Raw genomic sequence first — 20,007 nt, 5'->3', positions numbered from 1 at the left:
CAGTGCCCCGAAAATGGAAAGCGCGATGCAGGAACTGGCCGAAAACGAACTGGTGGTGATCCGCCACGCCCCGGCCGAAACCGGCGGGCGGATGGCCGGACGGCGCGATGTGCCCGCCCGGATCGACGCGGCGGCGACACAGGCGCTGGCGGCACGGCTGGGCAGACCCGCGCATCTGGCCTGCAGCCCGGCGCTGCGCTGCCGCCAGACCGCAGAGGCCCTCTGGCCCGGCGCCGCCCTGCAGATCGACCCGCGTCTGTGGGAACAGGATTTCGGCGCCCACGAAGGACTGCCCTATGCCGAGCTGCCGGATCTTGGCCCGCTGACACGGGCGCAGCTGGCCCGGATCGCCGCGCCGGGGGGCGAGAGCTTCGCCGCCATGGTCGCCCGCGTGACCCCGGCGCTGCAGGAACTGACCACCCGTGCCCGGCGGGGCGGCCCGGTGGTGGTGCTCGCCCATGCCGGCACAGCGCGCGCCGCACTGGCCCTGGCGCTCGGGGATACCCCGGCGGCGCTGGCCTTCGAAATCGCCCCACTGTCACTCACCCGCCTGCGCTGCCTGGACGACGGCCTGTCCATCGTGCAGGTCGCGGGCGCCCCGGTCGCGGACAGCCAGACCCCGGAGTGCCCATGAGCTTCGCCCTGATGATGGCCCTGGCCCTGGCCATCGATGCCGCCCTGGGCTGGCCCGCCCGGGTCTACGCCCGCATCGGCCACCCGGTCACATGGCTTGGCGCCCTGATCGCGCGGGCCGAGGCGCGGCTGAACCACGGCACCCCCCGCGCGCGCCTGCTGGCCGGGCTGGGCACAACCCTGGCCGTGGTCCTGGCCGCGGCGCTGCCCGCCTGGGCGCTGCAGGCCGCGCTGCCGCAGGGGCTGGCCGGGGTGCTGATCGGCGCCGTGATCGCCTGGCCGCTGCTGGCCAGCCGGTCCCTGCATGACCATGTGGCCGCTGTCGCCACCCCCCTGCAGGCCGGCGATCTGGAGGGCGCGCGCGCCGCGGTGGCGATGATCGTCGGGCGTGACCCGGCCCGGCTGGACGGCGCCGCCGTGGCCCGCGCGGCCCTGGAATCGCTGTCCGAGAATGCCTCGGACGGGGTGGTGGCGCCGCTTTTCTGGGGGCTGGTGGCGGGCCTGCCGGGGATCGCGGCCTACAAGGCCATCAACACGCTGGATTCAATGATCGGCCATCGCAGCCCGCGCCATGAATATTTCGGCAAATGCGCCGCGCGGCTGGATGATCTTGCCAACTGGATCCCCGCCCGGCTGACGGGCCTCGCGCTGGCGCTGACCGCGCCGCAGCCGGGCACGGCGCTGCGGGTGATGGCGCGGGACGCGCGCAACCACCGCTCGCCCAATGCCGGATGGCCCGAAGGCGCCATGGCCGGAGGCCTGGGCCTGCGGCTGTCCGGGCCGCGCATCTACGCCGACCGGGTGGCCGAGGAACCCTGGCTGAACGCCGCCGCCCCGGACCCTGCGCCCGCTGACCTTTCCCGCGGCCTTGCGCTCTACCGTCGCGCGATGACCCTGATCTGCGCGGCCACCCTGGGCGCCTGGCTGGTCGGCGGTTGACCCGCGCCGCCCCGCAAGCCAACGCGCCCTGTCGCGCCAGATGGCCCCTTGTCTGGGGCTGCTCCGCGTCTCCTCAGGCGGGAACTCTGCTGGCTGATGTGCGCCTCCGGCGGGGATATTTTTGCAAGGATGAAGGGGGGAAGGGGCGGCGCCGCGCCTCGGGCCGGAAACCGGGGGAGACGCGGCGCTTTCACCCTTGGCGGTCATCGGGATCCCTCCCTGTACCGCTCTTTCAGAATGGCAGGGAATGGTTAACAATGTGTTTTCACCCTTGCAGAAATATCCCGGGGGAGTCGCCTTCAGGCGACGGGGGCAGCGCCCCCATCCCGACTGTCGGAATTCGATCCCTTTCTGGGCCTTGACCCCGTCATCAAAGGGATGCTTGAGCAACGTCATTTCGGTCACCAGATCGGCGGCGGCGATCAGTTCGGGCCGGGCTTGGCGGCCGGTCAGGCAGACATGGGTCATGGGGGGTTTGCGGGTTTGCAGGAAGGACACCACCGCGTGGATGTCCAGATACTCGTAGTGCAGGGCGATGTTGATCTCGTCCAGCAGCACGAAGCGGATGGCGGGGTCCAGGATCTGCGCCTGCGCGATGGCCCAGCCGTTTTCGGCGGCGGCGATGTCGGCGTCGCGGTCCTGGGTGTCCCAGGTGAAGCCCTCGCCTGAGACGAAGAAGCGGCATTCATCGGCGAAGCGGTCCCGCAGAAGCGTCTTTTCGCCGGTTTTCCAGTTGCCCTTGATGAATTGCACCACGGCGCAGGGCATGCCATGGGCGATGCATCGCAGGATCATTCCGAAGCCCGATGAAGACTTGCCCTTGCCCGCGCCGGTATGGACCATGATCAGGCCTTTCTCGCGGGTCCTGGATTTCATCATCTCGGCGTGTTCGGCCTTGATGCGCTTCATCTCTTCGTTGTGGTGGCGGGTTGTGTCACTCATGGCATGTCCCTGGCTGCCGGGGCTGCAAGGGGACAGTTGCGGTTGCGGATTGTCAAGTCAATGGGCGCGCGGCGGGTGCGGTACCGGGGTTGACCTTGGTTGTGCCGGAGGCGTAGGTTTCTGCCCATGCGGGTCGCCTGCGGGTGGCGCGGCATCCAGAAAATGCGCCTGCAGGGAGAGTGCAATGACGCGAAACCTCATTCTGGCCGGGACTTCGGTTCTGGCGATTTCGGCCTTCGGGGCGCCGGGCATCGCGCAGGAGCGTGTCCCTTCGGTCGAGATCTACACCACCACCGAGTCCTATGACCCTATCCGCTATGAAGGCGCCTTCATCATCGCCGACGCCTGGCGGGAGCTGGGGCTGGATGTGACCGTCACGCCGCTGGAATTCCGCACGCTGCTGGACCGTTTCTATTCCGAGCAGGATTTCGACGCCACGATCCTGGGCTGGTCCGGACGGGTGGACCGGCTGGATCCGCAGTTCTTCCTGGGCACGCTGGACAGCCGCCAGGCCGAGCTGGGCGCCAACAACCCCGGCGGCTATGACAACCCCGACTATGACGCACTCTATGACGCACAGGGGGCCGAATTCGACGTCAATGCCCGTCAGGCGCTGGTGCATGAGATGCAGGAGCTTTACGTCCCCGACGCTCCTGTCGTGGTGCTGTTCAACCGCGATGAGGTCGTGGCCTATAACAACACCACATTCGAGAACATGAACGCCATGGCCGGTGAGGCGCTCTATTCCGAATGGGTGCCGATGGAGGCCCAGCCGCTGACTGACCGCGCCACCCTGCGCATCGGCGGCCCGCAGGAGCCGGATAACGTGAACCCGCTGGCCTCGACCTCCGTCTGGGGCTGGAAATGGATGCGGCTTTACTATGACCGGCTGGTGCGCCTGAGCCCGGATGTGGAGCCGGTGCCCTGGGCCGCTGCCGAGGTGACGCCTGTGGATGACGTGACCATCGACGTCACCCTGCGCGAGGGGATGACCTTCCACGATGGCGAGCCGCTCACCGCCGAGGATGTGGTGTTCACCTTCGAATACTACATGAACAGCGACTACAGCTATTTCGACAGCTACCTGGCTGCCATCGACACGGTGGAGCAGACCGGCGATCTGAGCGTGCGCTTCAACCTGAGCGAGCCCTCGGCGCCCTTTGCCACCATCACGCTGAGCCAGATCCCGATCCTGCCCGCGCATATCTGGTCGGAGATCGACGACCCGCAGGAGCTGACCCCTGACGAGATCCCGACCGTGGGGTCCGGTCCGTTCGTGTTCGACCGCTATGACCGCGGCGAGTTCATGTCCCTGACCACCTATGGGGATCATTTCCACGCCGATGAGATTGCGGTCGATGCGGTGGAGTTCCTGATCTTTGCCGATGCCGAAGGGGTGTTCACCGCCATGCAGACCGGGCAGATCGACATGACCGCCTGGCGGCTGGAACCGGGGCAGATCCCGCTGGCCGAGGGCAATGACGATCTGACCGTCGTCTCGGTCCCGGATTTCGGGTATTACCACATGACCTTCAACCTGCGCCGCGCGCCCTTCGATGACCGTGCCGTGCGCCGCGCGCTGACCATGGCCATGGACCGGGAGCGGATGGTGAATGTGCTGCTGGACGGGCGCGGCGAGGTCGGCACCTCGATCATCGCGCCGGTCAATGCCTTCTGGCATGCGCCCTTCATTGAGCGGTTCGAGTTCGACATGGACGCCGCGCGGGCCGAGCTTGAGGACGCAGGCTACAGCTGGGACAGCGACGGCCGCTTGCAGCGCTGATCCGGCCGGACGCACTTGCCCGTCGCAGCACCGCTGCGGCGGGCCGCTTTTTTTGAGTATTTCTGGCAAGAAAATGACAGGGCCGGGCGCGCGCGCCTGCCGGGGGACCAAGGGCGATGACGCGACGTAGCTATCTGATCAAGCGCGTGCTGCAGGCGATATTCTCGCTCTGGATCATTGCAACGATCCTGTTCTTCCTGTTCCGCATGGGTCTGCCGGACCCCACGGCGGCGCTGGTGACCGAGGGGCTGAACGCCGAGCAGCGCGCGGCCATCCGTGCCCAGTTCGGGCTGGAGGAGCCGCTGTGGCGGCAATATGTGCTGTTTCTGGGCAATGCGGTTCAGGGGGAGTTCGGGACCTCGTTCAGCTATCGCGCGCCGGTTTCGGAGATCGTCTGGGAGCGGCTGGCCAATACCATGGTGCTGATGCTGGCGGCGATCGTGCTGGCCTATGCGATCGGTGTGCCGCTGGGGGCGTGGCTGTCCTGGCGGCGGGGGTCGCGCACCGATACTGTGGGCATCTTCTTCGGGTTGATGTTCCGCTCGGCGCCGATGTTCTGGACGGGGATGATCGCCATCCTGATCTTTGGGGTGGGGCTGTCGATCCTGCCCACATCAGGCATGCGCACCCTGCCCTATGATGCGGACGGCTGGTGGGACAAGATCCTGACGCTGGATTTCCTGTGGCACGCGGCGCTGCCGGTGCTGATCGTGGCGCTGTATTACCTGGGCTCGCCGCTTCTGATCATGCGCAACACGATGCTGGAGGTTTACGGCGAGGATTTCATCGAGATGGCCCGTGCCAAGGGCCTGCCGGAGCGCGACATCCTCTACAAGCACGCCGCGCGCAACGCGCTGCTGCCGGTGGTCACGCAGCTGGCCGTCACCATTGGCCTGGCCGCGGGCGGGCAGGTGGTGGTGGAGGTCGTCTTCTCCTGGCCGGGGCTGGGGCGTGAGATCCTGAACGCGGTGCGGACCTCGGATTTTCCGCTGGCGCAGGCGTCATTCCTGATCATGGCGGCCTTTGTGATCTTCCTGAACCTGCTGGTCGATATCCTTTACACCACGCTTGACCCGAGGGTGAGCTTCCGATGACCCTTCCCCCTGTTTTGCGGGCCGCTGCCGGTCCGTTGCGGATCATGATGCAGGACCGGCTGGCCGTGATCGGCATGTGCGTTCTGGGCGTGATCATCGCCATGGCGCTGTTTGCGCCGCTGCTGTCCACCCATGACCCGCGCCATATCAACGAGATCGAGGATGGCTCGGTCCTGCAGCGCGGGGCCGAGGGGTGGGAATTGCAGGAGAGCCTGGGCCCGCTGGCGCTGAATGATGCGGACCATCGCGGTGATGTGGCGATCATCGTCGGGCGGGGCGGCATGGGCTGGGCGCGCGAAGGCGCGGGCGACTGGGCCCCGCTGGACCTGCCGACCGAGGCTGATCTGCACGCCGTGGCGCTGTCGCCTGCGGGGCGGGCGCTGGCGGTGGGCGAGGATGGCGTGATCCTGCTGCGCACGGGCGCCGACTGGGCGCAGATCGACGCCCCCGAACCCGCCCGTTTGCGCGGCGCTGTCTGGCTGGATGACGCAAGCGCGCTGATCGTTGGCACGCGCGAGGAAATCTGGCTGCTGGAGGTCGATAGCGGTGCGATCACCGCGATCGACAGCCCCGTGGGCCGTGGCTTCCCGCTGCAATCGGTGGCGCTGGATGTGGACGGCACCGCGCTGATCGTGGGTGAGCGGGGGCTGGCGGTGCGCTATGACCCCGAGGGTGGCAGCGCCACGCTGGAGCGCCTGGGCTCCTCGCGCGATCTCAACCATATTCATATCGACGAGGGCGGCGCGGCGCTGGTGGTGGGCGAGCGCGGCACGCTGTTGCGCCGTGAAGGCGCCGATACCGGTTGGTCCGTGGATCAGGCACCCGATACGCGCGCCCTGCGCGCCGGCTGGATCGGTGATGATGGCCGGGCGATTGCTGCCGGGCGCAACGGGCTGATCATGGAATGGGACGGCGCGGCCTGGCAGATCATCCCCACCGAGAGCGAGCGCCATCTGCGCGCGCTGCTGGTGGTGGGCGACGAGATGCTGGCGCTGGGGTCGGACCGGTTTGTGAGCCGCCTTCTGCCGCCCTCGCGCGAGCATTGGTTCGGCACGGATCATCTGGGGCGGGATCTCTTCAGCCAGAACGTGCATGGCAGCCAGATCGCGCTGCTGGTGGGCTTTCTGGGGGCCACGCTGGTGGTGCTGATCGGCACCAATGTGGGCTTGATCGCGGGCTATTACCGGGGGCGGACGGAAACGGTGCTGATGCGCACGGTGGATGTGATGTATGGCATCCCGTTCGAACCCTTCGCGCTGATCCTGGTGCTGCTGTTCCAGCCATCGCTGACCATCGTCATTCTGGCAGTCTCGCTGCTGACATGGCGCACGGTGGCGCGGCTGATCCGAAGCCAGGTGCTGTCCCTGCGCGAACGCCCGTTTGTGAAGGCCGCGCGGGTGGCCGGCGCCTCGGACCTGCGGATCATGTATCTGCATATCTTCCCCAACGTGTTGCCGCTGGTGTTTCTGGAACTGGCGATCATCGTCGGCGTGAGCATCATTGCCGAGGCGACGCTGTCCTTCCTGGGCCTTGGCCCGCCGCAGGCGATTTCCTGGGGTGGTATCCTGCATGATGCGCGGCTTTCGGGCGCGTGGCGGACGGCGTGGTGGTGGAACCTGCCACCGGGCATCCTGATCATGACCACGGTGCTGTCGGTCTTCTTCATCTCGCGGTCGCTGGAAGTGGTCGCCAACCCACGGCTGAGGGCGCGGCAATGAAGGATATGGCGCAGAAGACCCTGCTGGATGTGCGCGATCTGGCGATCCATTACCGCACCGGCGCCGGGCCGGTGCAGGCCGTGGACGGGATCGATTTCACGATTGCCCCGGGCGAGGCTTTGGGGCTGGTGGGCGAATCCGGCTGCGGCAAGACTACCGCCGCCAAGGCGATGCTGAAGCTGCTGCCGCCCAATGGCGAAATCCCGCGCGGGGCGATCGATTTCGCCGGGCGCGATCTGGTGCCCTTGCAGGGCGAGGATATGCGCCGCGTGCGCTGGAAGGAGATCGCCTGGATCAGCCAGGCCGCGATGAACGCGCTCGACCCGGTCTATCGCGTGGGCGACCAGATCCTGGAGGCGATGCAGGCGCATATCCAGATCGACAAGGCGACCGGATGGGCGCAGGCCGAGGATCTGTTCCGCGCCGTGGGCCTGGACCCCTCACGCCTGCGCGCCTATCCGCATGAGATGTCGGGCGGCATGAAACAGCGCGCGGTGATCGCCATGGCGATGGCGTTGCAGCCGCAGCTTCTGATCGCGGATGAGCCGACCACGGCGCTGGATGTGGTGACGCAGGCGCAGATCCTTTCGCGCCTGGCGCGGCTGCGGCGGGAACGGGGCATGGCGCTGCTGTTCATCACGCATGATATCTCGGTCGTGGTGCAGACCTGCGACCGGGTGGCGGTGATGTATGGCGGCAAGATCATGGAGACGGGGCCAGTGCGGCAGGTCTTTGGCCAGCCCTTCCACCCCTATACCATGGGCCTGACCAATGCCTTTCCCACGCTGGAGGGCGCGCAGCGGGAGCTGATCTCCATCCCCGGCACGCCGCCCAACCTGCTGAACCCGCCCGCGGGCTGCCGCTTTGCCGAACGCTGCCCCTTCGCCACCGACCGCTGCCGCGCCGAAGAGCCCGCGCAGCACCCGGTGGGCGACGGGCGCTTTGCCGCCTGCCATTACCCGGACCGGGTAGAGGAATTCCGCCGCACGGCCGCCACCAATGACGCCTGGGTCGAGGTGGGGCGGCGGTTGAATGAGGAACTGGTTGCCGCCCCCCTGCGCGAACGGCGCGAGGGGGCCGAGGTGCTGAAGGTCGAGGGGCTGGTCAAGCATTTCCCCGTGGCGGGCGGGTTCTTCGGCGGGTCCGATGACAAGGTCCATGCGGTGGACGGGATCGATCTGGACCTGCAGGCGGGGGAAATCCTGGGGCTGGCGGGCGAATCCGGGTCGGGCAAGACGACCACGGGCGAAATGCTGGTGCGTCTGCAGGAGCCCACTGACGGGCGTATCCTGTCCGAGGGCGAGGATATCGCGCATCTGAAGAAGGGCGATCTGAAAGCCTTTCGCCGCCGCGCGCAGATGATGTTTCAGGACCCGTATCAGACGCTGAACCCGCGCTTTACCATTCAGGATATCGTGGGCGAGCCGCTGACCATACACGGGCTGGCGCGCGGGGCGGACAAGCGCGCCCGGGTGGTGCAGGCGCTGGAACGCGCGGGGCTGAAACCGGCGGCGACCTATATGGAGCGCTTCCCGCATGAACTTTCGGGCGGGCAGCGCCAGCGGGTGGCGATTGCCCGCGCCATCGTGCTGGAGCCGCGCTTCATCGTGGCCGATGAGCCGGTGTCGATGCTGGATGTGTCCATCCGCGCGGGTGTGCTGAACCTGATGCGGCATTTCCGGGATGAGATGGGGATTTCCTTCGTCTATGTCAGCCATGACCTGCCCACGATCCGCTATGTCGCCGACCGCACCGCGATCATGTATCTGGGCGAGATTGTCGAGGTTGGCCCCACGGAAAAGGTCATCGCCGAGCGCAAGCACCCCTATACGCAGCTGCTGCTCGATGCCTCGCCCGAGCCGGACCCGAGCGTGGAGAAACCGCCGCTGGAATCGGCGGGCGAGATCCCCTCGGCGGTGGACCTGCCCAATGGCTGCCGCTTTCACAACCGCTGCCCGCTGGCCACCGTCACCTGCGGCTGGGAAGGGCGCGATGTGATCGCGGCGCTGGCGGAACGGGACCTGCTGGAGCGCCCGCGCGATGCACTGGGGGTGCCAGAGCGCGACGGTCTGGACCTGCGTATCCCGGCGCCCAAGGGCGTGGCGGCGGCGCGGGCGCAACTGGCCGAGGTGCTGGCCGCGCGCCCGCCCTCACTGGCCGAGGCGGCGGAGGTATCCGAGGATGGTGCGGCGCTGCGGTTGCGCTTTGCGGCCCAACCCTCACCCCGCCGACGCCGGATCGCCGAGGGGCATGAGGTTGCCTGCGTGCTTTATCCCGAAGCTGACGCCTGAGGCTGAGGGAGGGAGCGCCCCCTCAGGGCGCGGTTTGCGCCCTTCGGGGGCGCTGCCCCTGCGGGGCAGATGGGGTGCGCCGGGGTGGCAGGCGCTGGAGCATGTTGCGCAAAGTGGGAACCGGTTTTGCGCGCAAAACATGCGACCACAATAAGTTAGAGCGTGTCGCGTGAATGCGAATGAACGCGACACGCTCTAACGGTCCTGCAATGCGGCCTGGATGCGCAGGAATTCCGAGATGTTTTCCATGTCGATCACTCCGATCAGCGCGCCGCGGTGCAGGATGCAGATCAGGCGCGCGTCCGGCGTCTGTTGCAGGGCCTCGAGCAAGGTCGCCAGGTCATCGCTGCTTTCGGCCGTGACGGGGGCGGACATGATATCGGCCACGCGCCCCTCCAGCCCGTGATCGCGCAGGCCCCGCAGGATGGCCGATTGCGTGGCCACCCCCACCAGCCGCGGCCCGTCCAGCACCGGGAAGTCCCTTTGCTTGCCCGCCAGTGTCAGGTTGACCGCGCGGGACAGGCGGCTGTCCGGGGACAGGATGTGGAAATCGGTGATCATGGCGCGGGCCACGGGTTTGCGCCGCAACCGGGTTTCCATCTCGGTGGCGCCAGCTTCGGAGGCGGCACCGATCCAGATGAAGACGGCGATCAGGATCAGCAGCGGATTGCCGAAGAGCCCCAGCACCCCGAAGCCAAGCGCCAGCGTCTGGCCGATGCGCGCGGCCAGCACCGTTGCCCCCGTCCGCCCCATGCGAAAGCTGAGCGCCGCGCGCAGCACCCGCCCGCCATCCATGGGAAAGGCCGGGATCATGTTGAACACCGCCAGGAAGATATTGGCAAGGAGCACGCTTTGCAGGAAGCTGGCGGGGATCATCAGGGGGGCTTCGGGGTCCATGGGCGTCCAGCCGCCGGTCAGGGTCAGCACCAGCGCCAGCCCCAGCGCGATGGCGATATTCACCGCCGGGCCCATCAGGGCGACGATGATCTCCTGCTGCGGGTCCTTGGGCATCCGCTCCAGCATGGCCAGCCCGCCGATGGGCAGCAGCGTGATATGGCGCGTGCCGATGCCGAATCGCCGCGCGGTCAGCGCGTGGCCGTATTCATGCGCCACCACACAGAGGAACAGCACCCCGATGAAGGCCAGCCCGAAGGCGACCCCCCCCAGCGTTCCGGTCTGCACCCAGTAGAGGAACCCCACCCACAGGAACAGCAGCGGAAAGGTGGCGTGCATGTAGAGGTCTATGCCTGCAAGGCGCCCCAGGCGCAGCGACCATCCGGACCATTGCATTGCGCGCGCTCCTGTTGCCTTTCATCTGCCGCCCCTTTCAGGTGGCGCCCCCGGCGCGGGGTTCAAGGGGGGCCTCAGCGTCCCAGCGCATAGGCCTGCATCAGCCGCGGCGAGGCGCCCGCCCGCAGCATCCCGTCCGCATCGCGCCCCGCCGCCGTCAGCCGCCCGATGGTCATGGGCGGCGAGGTCTGGACATCATGGCCGCGGGCGCGCAGGTCGGCGATGACATCGGGGCCGTAGGTTTCCTCGACCATGATCTGGCCGGGGCTGCGCGAGCGGGGATAGAAGCTGGCCGGGAAATGGGTGGTGTGGAACAGCGGTGCATCCAGCGCCGCCTGCAGCCCCATGCCGAATTGCGCGTGATAGAGAAAGAAGATCAGTTGCCACTGGTCCTGCTGGTCGCCGCCCGGGGTGCCGAAGGCCAGCCGCCGCCCGTCCGGGTGCCGCGCCAGCGAGGGTGACAGCGTGGTGCGCGGGCGCTTGCCGGGCGCCAGCGATCCGGGCAGCCCCTCTTCCAGCCAGAACATCTGCGCGCGCGAATTCAGGCAGAAGCCCAGCCCCGGGATGGTCGGCGCGCTTTGCAGCCACCCGCCCGAAGGCGTGGCGCTGACCATGTTGCCTTCGGCGTCGATCACATCCAGATGCACGGTATCGCCGGGTTTGCGCGCCAGATGCGCCATGGTGGGTTCATAGACCGCGCCATCGGTGCTGCTCAGGCGCTCCAGCGCCGCCAGCATGGCGGCGCGCTGGCCTTCGAACCCCGGCAGGGTGCCGGGGGTCAGGTCATGGCTGGCCCGGGCGCCGATCAGGGCGCGGCGCGCGGCGCTGTAGTCCGGCGCAAGCAGTCGGGCCAGCGGCACGGAGGCAAAGGCGGGATCGGCCAGATAGACCTCGCGGTCGGCATAGGCCAGCTTCATCGCCTCGGTCACGCGGTGGAGGAATTCGGCCCCCATCGGGTCCAGCGCGCCCAGGTCCATGCCCTCCAGCAGGGCCAGCGATTGCAGCAGCACCGGCCCCTGCGACCAGGGCCCGCATTTGGCGATCTGCCAGTCGCCGTAGCTGCCCCAGACGGGCGCCTCCATCCCTGCGCTGTAGCCGGCCATGTCATCGGCGGTCAGGATGGCGCGCTGCATGTGGCCTTCGCTGTCGGGCAGTTCCTGCCCGGCCAGCCAGCGGGCCATCTCCTCGGCCACGAAACCGCGATAGAAGGCATCGCGCGCGGCCTCGATCTGGGCTGTGCGGTCCCGGCGGCTTTCAGCCTGGGTCAGGATGCGGGCATAGGTGTCGGCCAGCACCGGGTTGCGCAACAGTCGCCCCCCCCGGGGCAACGCCCCGCCCGGAACCCATGTGGCGTAGGAGCTGGGCCAGTTGTCCCGGAAGAACCCCGCCAGCCCGGCGATGGTTTCGGCCACGCGCGGCATGCAGGGGTGGCCCGCGCGGGCATAGTGGATCGCCGGTTCCAGCACATCGCGCAGGGGCAGGCGCCCGTGGTCGCGCAGCATCAGCATCCAGCCGTCCCAGGCGCCGGGGATCACCGTGGCCATCAGCCCGTCGCCGGGCACATGGGTCAGGCCCTGATCGCGGAAATGGGCGATGGTGGCCCCGGCGGGGGCGGGGCCCTGCGCGCAGAGCACCTGCGCGCGCGCCGAGGCACCCTCCCACAGGATCGCGGGCAGCTCCCCCCCGGGGCCGTTCAGATGCGGCTCTGTCACCTGCAGCACCAACCCGGCGGCCACGGCGGCGTCAAAGGCGTTGCCGCCGCGTTCCAGCATGGCCATGCCAACCCCCGAGGCGATCCAGTGCGTACTGCTGACAACACCGAAGGTGCCGGTGATCTCGGGGCGGGTGGTGAAGGTCATGGGCCGGGCACATCCCTGTTGCCAAAGGGTCACGCGGCCCTGTCTAGCGGCGCGGGCCGCGGGATGGAAGGGGGGCCGCGGTCCGTAAAATGCCGTGCATTTTAGGCTGTGGCATAAAGCCGCCCGAAAGGAATCAGGCGGCACAGTTTGCCTCTGTCCGCGCCGTGCATCCCCGCCGGCGCCCGCATCCGAAGGAGACTGCAATGCCCCAGACCCTGACCCGCCGCAGCGCGCTTTCCCTGGCGCTGGCCCTTGGCCTGCTGGCCGCCCCGGCCGCCCAGGCCGGCGCGCCGATGAACATCTCCGGCGCCACCACCGTCGATGCCGAAGGGGTGATCGAACTGGTCACCGGCACGCCGGGGCTGGTGATCTTCGACACCCGTGTCGAAGGCGATTACGCCGCCGGTCACATCGAAGGGGCGATCCGCCTGATCGACACCGACATCACCGGCCCCGAGGTGCTGGCCGAACATGGCGCCCAGGCCGATACCCCGGTGCTGTTCTATTGCAACGGCCTGTCCTGTGGCCGCGCCGCCAATGCCGCCGAAATGGCCGTGGGCTGGGGGTACGGCAATGTCCATTACTACGCCCTGGGCATGACCGAATGGCGGGAGATGGGCCTGCCGCTGGTGTCGCACTGACCACGGCCACGCAGCCGCGCCCGCCGCCCCGGGCGGCATCTTTTCAATGGATGAGGGATCATCATGCACCGCTGGAACCCGGGAAAATACCGCACCCTGCTGATCGCCGTGGCGGTGGCGCAGACCCTTGTGGTCTGCGCCACGCTGGCCATCACACTGGTGATGACACGCAGCTATGACGGGCTGGTCTCCGAATACAGCCAGCAGCGCAGCCATGACGCGGCCGAACGGGCGGTGGATGACCTTCTGTGGCGCGATCATGCCGCACTTGTCGGCCAGACCAGCGCCGAAATCGCGCGCGAGTTGCAGCCCATGCTGGCCGCGGGGGACCGCGCGGCGATCGCCGCGCATCTGGGCGGTATCCATGCCCGCGGCAGCATCAGCAGCGGCGCCATCGCGCTGCTGGGGGTGGATGTGCTGGACACGGATCTGCGCCCGCTTGACCGCATCTGGCGTGATGGCGCGGCCCCGGCGATCCCCGATGCCATGCGCACCGCCGTGGCCGCGCGCGACGGGACCGACCGGCTGCGCCCGCTGGCCCATGGCTGGACCACTGCGGGCACGCCGGTGCTCAGCGTTACCCTGCCGGTGGGCGGGTTGATCCTGCAAGGCTATGTGGCATTGCATGTCGATGCCACGAACGCGCTGCGGATGCTGGACACGCGCCTGGCCGCGCCGGTCCGCATTCGCGCCGGTGACGGCGGTGCTCTGCTGCTGGAGACGCAGAATGTCGAGATCACCCCCGAAGCCGCCGAACTGCCGCAGCCGCTGGTGGTCGCCGGGTCGGACGGCAGCCCGTTTCTTGCCGTCAGCATCCTTGAGGACCGCAGCCATCTGATGGCGCAGCTTGCCGCCACCCGCAACGGCCTGCTGGCAATCATGGCGGCGGTCAGCATCGCGCTGGCGGCGGCGATTTCCGTTACCCTCTGGCTCTATCTGGCCCGCGCCCACCAGCGCGAGGAAACGCTGGCGCAGGATATCGCCGCCGCGCGCACGGCCGAGGCCGACCGCACCGCGCGGGAGGTCGAAGCCGCCCGCGACCGCGAAGCCCGCCAACAGGCCGAGGCCGACCGCCAGACCCGCGTGGTGTCCGAAATCTCGGCCGGGCTGGAACGGCTGGCGGCGGGGAACCTGACCCAGCCCATCGACAGCCCGGCGCAGGACCCGTTCCCCGCCGAATACGACGCCCTGCGCGCCAGCTACAACAGCGTGCTGGACCAGCTGGGCAGCATCGTGGCGCAGATCGAACAGATCTCCGGCAGCGTGCGCGACGATTCCGGCGAGATCGAGAAAGCCGCGCAGGACCTGTCCGCCCGGGCGGAAACCCAGGCCGCCACGCTGGAACAATCCGCCGCCGCCCTGACCCAGCTGACCGAAAGCGTGCAGGCCGCCGCCGCCCGCGCCGCCGAGGGTGAAACCGTCAGCGGCCAGAACCGCGACCGGGCCGAAGGCGGCGCGCGCGTCGTCCGGGACGCCATCACCGCCATGGGCGCGATCGAAAAGAGCGCCGCGCAGATCACCCGCATCATCGATGTGATCGAGGATATTGCCTTTCAGACCAATCTGCTGGCGCTCAATGCCGGGGTTGAAGCTGCCCGCGCCGGAGAGGCCGGGCGCGGCTTTGCCGTCGTCGCCTCCGAGGTGCGGGGGCTGGCGCAGCGGGCCTCGGATTCCGCGCGAGAGATCAAGGGCCTGATCTCCGAAAGCGGGGAGCACGTAAAGACCGGGTCCGATCTGGTGGGCCGCACCGGCCAGAGCCTGCAGGACATCCTGTCCATGGCCAGCGATGTTGAAAAGCTGATGGTCGAGATCTCGGCCTCGGCCCGGGAGCAGGCCACCGGACTGGCCGAGATCAACACAGGCGTGACCCAGCTGGACCAGGTGACCCAGCAGAACGCCGCCGTGGCCGAACAAAGCACCGCCGCCGCAGGCTCGCTGCGGCAGAACGCGGCCGAACTGGTGCAGGTGCTGGGCCATTTTCAGGCCGCAAAGGGCAGCGCAACCCCCGGCTGGCGCAGCACCCGGGGCAAGAGCCGCGCGGCCGGTGGCGATGAGCTCCGCTCCTGGGACGCGGCCTTGCAGGCGATGGAGCGTGACGCCCCCGCGCCGCAGGACGCGGCACCCCCGCCCGCGCAACGGCGCGCCGCCGGGGGCGCAGGTCCGGACTGGCGGGATTTCTGACCCAGCCCGGCCCCGGCCCGGCGCCCTCTGACCCCGGCTCACAGCCGGGGTCCATGGCCTTCAGGCAAGGACCAATCCGGCGCATATGCGCAGAAACAGACGGTTCTGCATCTTACCGCCCGAACTCTGCCGCGCCTGCCCTTGCAGCGCTGCGCCACCGTGCGGCCCGCGCGGGAACGGCGCGGCACAGGGGCAGGAAACACCGGCAATCTGCGCCCTGGGCCCGGCGTGCACAGGTTTGCACTCGCTGCCAAACGGTCGTTTCATAGCATCATCTGAAACTGCAAACGCCCCCCTTGCCCAACCTGCACCCGGCGCGCCGGCACCACAGGCAAGAGCGCCCGCAAGCCCACAGCCCCGCGCCGCAAAGGCGCGGGCGGGGCAGGATTGACACCGGCGGGCGGCCCTCGCATCCTTGCCGCCGACCGATCACCCCTGACCACAGGAGCGCGCGACGTGCCATCCCAGACACCCTTGCAGGGGGTCCGCATTCTGGACCTGACCAATGTGCTGTCCGGGCCGCTGGCCTGCTATCAGCTGGCCAGCCTGGGCGCCGAGGTGATCAAGATCGAACCGGTCGGGCGCGGCGATCTGGCCCGCCAACTGGGCGAGGTTCCGGCCCAGAATGACAGCGCCATGGGGGTGTCCTTTCTGGCGCAGAACGCGGGCAAGCAATCCGTTTCGCTGAACCTGAAGGACCCGCGCGGCGCCGATATCCTGCGCGCAATGGTGCGCCGCGCCGATGTGCTGGTGGAAAACTTCCGCCCCGGGGTGATGGCGCGGCTGGGGCTGGATTACCCGGCGCTGAAGGCGGAAAACCCCGCGCTGATCTATTGCGCGATCTCGGGCTTCGGGCAGGAGGGGCCGTGGCGCGACCGGCCCGCCTATGACCATATCATCCAGGGCGTGGCCGGGGTCATGTCGGTCACCGGCGAAGGGCCGGACAGCCCGCTGCGCGTGGGCTTCCCCATGGCCGATTCCATCGGCGGGCTGACCGCCGCCATGGCCATCAGCGCGGCGCTGAACGCCCCCGAACGGGGCTGCTTTCTGGATGTCTCGATGATGTCCGCGGTGCTGTCCACCATGGGCTGGGCGGTGTCGAACTATCTGGTGGCCGGGGTGGAACCGGCGCCGGTGGGCAACCGCAATGTGACCTCGGCGCCCTCGGGGACCTATCGCTGCCGGTCCGGGCTGATCAACATCACCACCAACCGCCAGGAGCAATGGGAGGCGCTGGCCCGCCATCTGGGGCTGGAGCATCTGCTGGCGCGCCCCGAATTTGCCACGCGCGAGGCCCGCAAGACCAACCGCGAGGCGCTGGACGTGCTGGTGGCCGCGCAACTGGCCACGCGCGATGCGCAGGTCTGGGCGCAGCAGCTGTCCGCCCTGGGCGTCCCCGCGGGCGAGGTTCTGACCGTGCCCGAGGCCCTGGCCCATCCGCAATTCGCCACCCGCGACCAGATCGCCGAATACCCCGGCGTGCTGGCCGATGGCGCCCCCCTGCGGGTGCTGCGCCCGGGCTTCATGGTGGATGGCCAGACCCCCGGCGCCAGCGCCCCGCCGCCGCGGTTGGGGCAGGATACCGATACGGTTCTGGGCGAGCTGGGGTTTGACGGCCCCGCACTGGCAGCGCTGCGTCAGGACGGGGTGATCTGACGGGCGCAGACCGGTTCAGGGCCTCAGCACGATCTTGCCCATATGCGCGCCGCTGTCCATGTAGCGATGCGCCTCGGCCGCGTCTTCCAGCGGAAACACCCGGTCGATCACCGGGCGCAGGGTGGTGGTGGCATGGGGCCAGACGGTGGCGCGGATGGCCTCGGCCAGCGCGACCTTGCGCGCCAGCGGCAGGCCACGCAGCAGCGCGCCGGTGACCCGCGCGCGCCTGGCCATGATCGCCCCCAGCGGCACGCAGAATTCGGGCGGGGCGGGCGACAGATGCACCAACCGGCCATCCGCGGCCAGCGCCTCGATATTGCGGGCGGCATAAAGCCCGCCGACGGTGTCCAGAATCATGTCCGCCCCATGCCCATCGGTGGCCGCGTGGACGCGGGCGGGGAAATCCTCGGACCGGTAGTTGATGGCCAGATGGGCGCCGTGGTCCGTGGCCCGGGCGCATTTGGCATCGGTCCCGGCGGTGACCAGCGTGCGCGCGCCCAGAAGGGCCGCAAAACGGATCCCCGCCATGCCGATCCCGCTGGTGCCGCCGTGGATCAGCAGCCAGTCGCCCCGGCCCAGCCCGCCCAGCTCCACCAGATTGAGTTGCAGGGTAAACAGCGCCTCGGGCAGGGCGGCGGCCTCGATGGCGCTCAGATCCTCGGGCCAGTCCAGCAGCAGCGATGCCTCGGCCAGGGCGTGATCGGCATAGCCGCCGCCATCGGTCAGCGCAGCGACCCGGCGCCCCTGCCATGCGGGGTCCACCCCGGCGCCGGTGGCCTCTACCGTGCCCGCGACCTCCAGCCCCAGGATATCGGTGCTGCCTTCGGGGCCATGCCCGCGCTTGCGCTGGTTGATGTCATGGCGGTTGACCCCGGCGGCCTGCACGCGGATGCGCACCTGCCCCGGGCCGGGGTCCGGCACGGGCCGCTCCCGCATCTGCAGAACCTCGGGGCCGCCGGGGCCGTTGGGGATGACCGCCCTCATGGCCGGGCCTGCGCGGGCCGGGGTGCGATCGGGGGGTATGGGTCCAAACCTCCGGTCATGGTTGAGCAAGCATTAGTCATTTCGGCGCGCCTCCGTTTTCCGTCACAGTCAAGCAACCAACCGCGAATGGAGCACAGTGCACCGCTGAAATCCAGAAGATGCCGCGATGAATGATATGAAATGTCATTATATGACGCTTTGCCTTGTTATTTGACATTGCGTGGAGGGCACTGTCAGATACCCTTGGCCAGAGATGCGGGGTCATCCCCCGCACCGCCAGGACGCAGGGCACAGAACCGGAGGAGCCGTCCGCATGACGGGCAAGCTGATCTACGAAACCGTCGCCGCGGCTTTTCATGCCGAAGGGGTGCGCACGCTGTTTTCGCTCACCGGCGATGGCAACATGCATTGGGAAGCCGCCCTGGCCGCCCTGCCCGGCGTGCGCAGCATTCATGTCCGCCATGAACACGCGGCCTGCGCCATGGCCACCGCCTGGGCCCGCGCCACGGATCAGGTCGGCGTGGCCTCGGTCACCTGTGGGCCGGGGCTGACCCAGATCATGACGGCGCTGGCCACGGCGGCGCAGGCGCGCATCCCGCTGGTGGTCTTTGCCGGCGAAGACCCGATCAACGCGCCCTGGTACAACCAGCGCATCGACCAGGCGCCGCTGGTCACGGCCACGGGCGCGCTCTATGTCGCCGCCCGCAGTGCCAAGCTGACCGATCATCACGTGCAGGAGGCCTTCCTGCTGGCCCGCAGCCGCCGCCTGCCGGTGGTGCTGGGCATGCCGCTGGACCTGCAGAAACAGACCGCGCCCGAGGGCAGCTATACCCCCTCACGCGCCGTGATGCCGGACATCGGCCCGCGCTATCCCCACCCGGATCAGGTGGCCGCCGCCGTCGCGCGCATCGCCGCCGCCCGGCGTGTGCTGGTGCTGGGCGGACGGGGCGCGGGCGCCGAGGCCGCCCGCGCCGCCTGCATCCGGCTGGCCGATCTCTGCGATGGCGCGCTGAGCGAGACGCTGCCCATGCGTGGCCTGTTCCATGACCAGCCGCGCTACATCGGCGTGGCCGGGGGCTTTGCCCATGAAGTCACGCGTGAGGCCTTCGCCCGGGCCGATCTGGTGGTGGCCGTGGGCACCAGCCTGACCCGCCACACCAGCGATCTGAACACGCTCTTCACCCCCGATCAGGTGATCCAGATCGATGACGACCCGCCGGTGATCCGCCACGGACAGGTCCCCGCGCGCCAGCATGTTGTGGCGGATGCCGCCCTGGCGCTGACGGCCATCACTGACGGGCTGGGCGCACAGCGGACCGGTGACTGGGATGTGGCGGATTACGGTGGCCGAGTGCGCTCTGAACCCGCCGACACCCACCCGCGCCCGGATGGCGACAGCTCCCTGCTGGACCCGCGCGCCGTGGCCGTCGCCCTGTCGCAGCACACCCCGCCGACATGGGCGCATGTGGGCGCGGCCGGGCATTGCTCCTATTTCGCCACCCATATCCACGGCCGCGGCCCGCATCAGTTCCTGACCATCCGCGAGTTTGGCGCCATCGGCAACGGGCTGTCCTATGCCATCGGCCAATGGGCCGCCGACCCGGACCGCCCCGTGATGCTGACCGAAGGCGATGGCGGGTTCCTCATGCATGTGCAGGAGCTGGAGACCATCATGCGCTACCGCATGAAGATCCTGGTCTGCATCTTCAATGACGGCGCCTTCGGCTCTGAAATTCACAAGCTGCGCGCCGACGGGGTGCCGGATCACGGCGCGATCTTCGGCTTTGGCGATCTGGCCGCAATCGCCCGCGGCTTCGGGCTGGAGGGGCATGTCGTCACCGACCTCGCGCAGATCCCGGCGCTGGCCCGCGCCTTTGATGACGGCGACGGGCCCGCGCTCTGGGATATCCGCGTCTCTGACCGGATCATGGCGCCAACCATGCGGCGCCAGACCAGCCGCGCCCCCTGAGGAGGGGGGCGGACCGCTGCGCGGCCA

General features: G+C 68.8%; 13 protein-coding genes and 1 pseudogene. 10 read left to right on the top strand and 4 right to left on the bottom strand.

Features of this window, described 5'->3' with window-relative positions:
* Nucleotides 1-25: 25 nt before the first annotated feature.
* Both HUK65_RS10260 and cbiB read left to right on the top strand, forming a co-directional pair.
* The gene (locus HUK65_RS10260) at nt 26-634 is read left to right on the top strand and encodes a histidine phosphatase family protein (protein WP_179906076.1); all 609 of its coding nucleotides are present in this window, start codon (nt 26-28) and stop codon (nt 632-634) included.
* A complete protein-coding gene (gene cbiB / locus HUK65_RS10255) occupies nt 631-1,572 on the top strand; it encodes an adenosylcobinamide-phosphate synthase CbiB (protein WP_179906075.1) in 942 nt (313 codons plus the stop codon). The genes HUK65_RS10260 and cbiB overlap by 4 nt, the downstream gene beginning before the upstream one ends.
* A gap of 336 nt (nt 1,573-1,908) precedes the next feature.
* Here cbiB and cobO read toward each other — a convergent pair.
* Nucleotides 1,909-2,514: pseudogene (gene cobO / locus HUK65_RS10250) on the bottom strand (cob(I)yrinic acid a,c-diamide adenosyltransferase); the annotation flags it as partial.
* 184 nt (nt 2,515-2,698) lie between these two features.
* Between cobO and HUK65_RS10245 the strand changes: the two are divergent.
* From HUK65_RS10245 to HUK65_RS10230, 4 genes are all read left to right on the top strand, one after another.
* Nucleotides 2,699-4,297, top strand: a complete 1,599-nt coding sequence (locus tag HUK65_RS10245; RefSeq protein WP_179906074.1) for an ABC transporter substrate-binding protein — start codon at nt 2,699-2,701, stop codon at nt 4,295-4,297.
* A 116-nt stretch (nt 4,298-4,413) separates the two neighbouring features.
* Nucleotides 4,414-5,391 (top strand): ABC transporter permease, encoded by a 978-nt coding sequence (locus HUK65_RS10240; protein ID WP_179906073.1) that lies wholly within the window; start codon nt 4,414-4,416, stop codon nt 5,389-5,391.
* Nucleotides 5,388-7,109 carry an ABC transporter permease subunit gene (locus HUK65_RS10235; protein ID WP_179906072.1) on the top strand — a complete coding sequence of 574 codons (1,722 nt, stop codon included), beginning with the start codon at nt 5,388-5,390 and terminating at the stop codon, nt 7,107-7,109. Before HUK65_RS10240 ends, HUK65_RS10235 begins: the two co-directional genes overlap by 4 nt.
* A complete protein-coding gene (locus tag HUK65_RS10230; RefSeq protein WP_235441887.1) occupies nt 7,106-9,400 on the top strand; it encodes a dipeptide ABC transporter ATP-binding protein in 2,295 nt (764 codons plus the stop codon). Before HUK65_RS10235 ends, HUK65_RS10230 begins: the two co-directional genes overlap by 4 nt.
* A 195-nt stretch (nt 9,401-9,595) precedes the next feature.
* Here the strand turns inward: HUK65_RS10230 and HUK65_RS10225 are convergent, their stop codons facing one another.
* Both HUK65_RS10225 and HUK65_RS10220 read right to left on the bottom strand, forming a co-directional pair.
* Nucleotides 9,596-10,690 carry a site-2 protease family protein gene (locus tag HUK65_RS10225; protein ID WP_179906071.1) on the bottom strand — a complete coding sequence of 365 codons (1,095 nt, stop codon included), beginning with the start codon at nt 10,688-10,690 and terminating at the stop codon, nt 9,596-9,598.
* Nucleotides 10,691-10,764: 74 nt separating this feature from the next.
* Nucleotides 10,765-12,549, bottom strand: a complete 1,785-nt coding sequence (locus HUK65_RS10220; RefSeq protein WP_179906070.1) for a gamma-glutamyltransferase family protein — start codon at nt 12,547-12,549, stop codon at nt 10,765-10,767.
* Nucleotides 12,550-12,752: 203 nt separating this feature from the next.
* On the opposite strand from HUK65_RS10220, the gene HUK65_RS10215 reads away from it, so the two are divergent.
* The 3 genes from HUK65_RS10215 to HUK65_RS10205 all read left to right on the top strand — a co-directional run bounded on the left by HUK65_RS10215 (nt 12,753) and on the right by HUK65_RS10205 (nt 17,027).
* Nucleotides 12,753-13,190, top strand: coding sequence for a rhodanese-like domain-containing protein (locus HUK65_RS10215; protein ID WP_179906069.1), 438 nt, complete (start codon nt 12,753-12,755; stop codon nt 13,188-13,190).
* A 63-nt stretch (nt 13,191-13,253) separates the two neighbouring features.
* Complete coding sequence (locus tag HUK65_RS10210) at nt 13,254-15,371, top strand: methyl-accepting chemotaxis protein (protein ID WP_235441886.1); 2,118 nt, start codon at nt 13,254-13,256, stop codon at nt 15,369-15,371.
* A gap of 456 nt (nt 15,372-15,827) precedes the next feature.
* On the top strand, nt 15,828-17,027 hold the full coding sequence (locus tag HUK65_RS10205; RefSeq protein ID WP_327787098.1) for a CaiB/BaiF CoA transferase family protein: 1,200 nt from the start codon (nt 15,828-15,830) through the stop codon (nt 17,025-17,027).
* A 15-nt stretch (nt 17,028-17,042) separates the two neighbouring features.
* Here the strand turns inward: HUK65_RS10205 and HUK65_RS10200 are convergent, their stop codons facing one another.
* Nucleotides 17,043-18,011 carry an NAD(P)H-quinone oxidoreductase gene (locus HUK65_RS10200; protein ID WP_179906068.1) on the bottom strand — a complete coding sequence of 323 codons (969 nt, stop codon included), beginning with the start codon at nt 18,009-18,011 and terminating at the stop codon, nt 17,043-17,045.
* A 313-nt stretch (nt 18,012-18,324) separates the two neighbouring features.
* On the opposite strand from HUK65_RS10200, the gene HUK65_RS10195 reads away from it, so the two are divergent.
* Nucleotides 18,325-19,980: a thiamine pyrophosphate-binding protein gene (locus tag HUK65_RS10195; protein ID WP_179906067.1), complete on the top strand. Its 1,656-nt coding sequence runs from the start codon at nt 18,325-18,327 to the stop codon at nt 19,978-19,980.
* Nucleotides 19,981-20,007: the final 27 nt, after the last annotated feature.

Origin of the sequence: Rhabdonatronobacter sediminivivens (assembly GCF_013415485.1) — a bacterium.
In the GTDB taxonomy this organism is placed as follows: Bacteria; Pseudomonadota; Alphaproteobacteria; order Rhodobacterales; family Rhodobacteraceae; genus Rhabdonatronobacter; species Rhabdonatronobacter sediminivivens.
The sequence above is the reverse complement of the archived record's forward strand: the minus strand, read 5'-3'. Positions and strand labels throughout refer to the sequence as shown.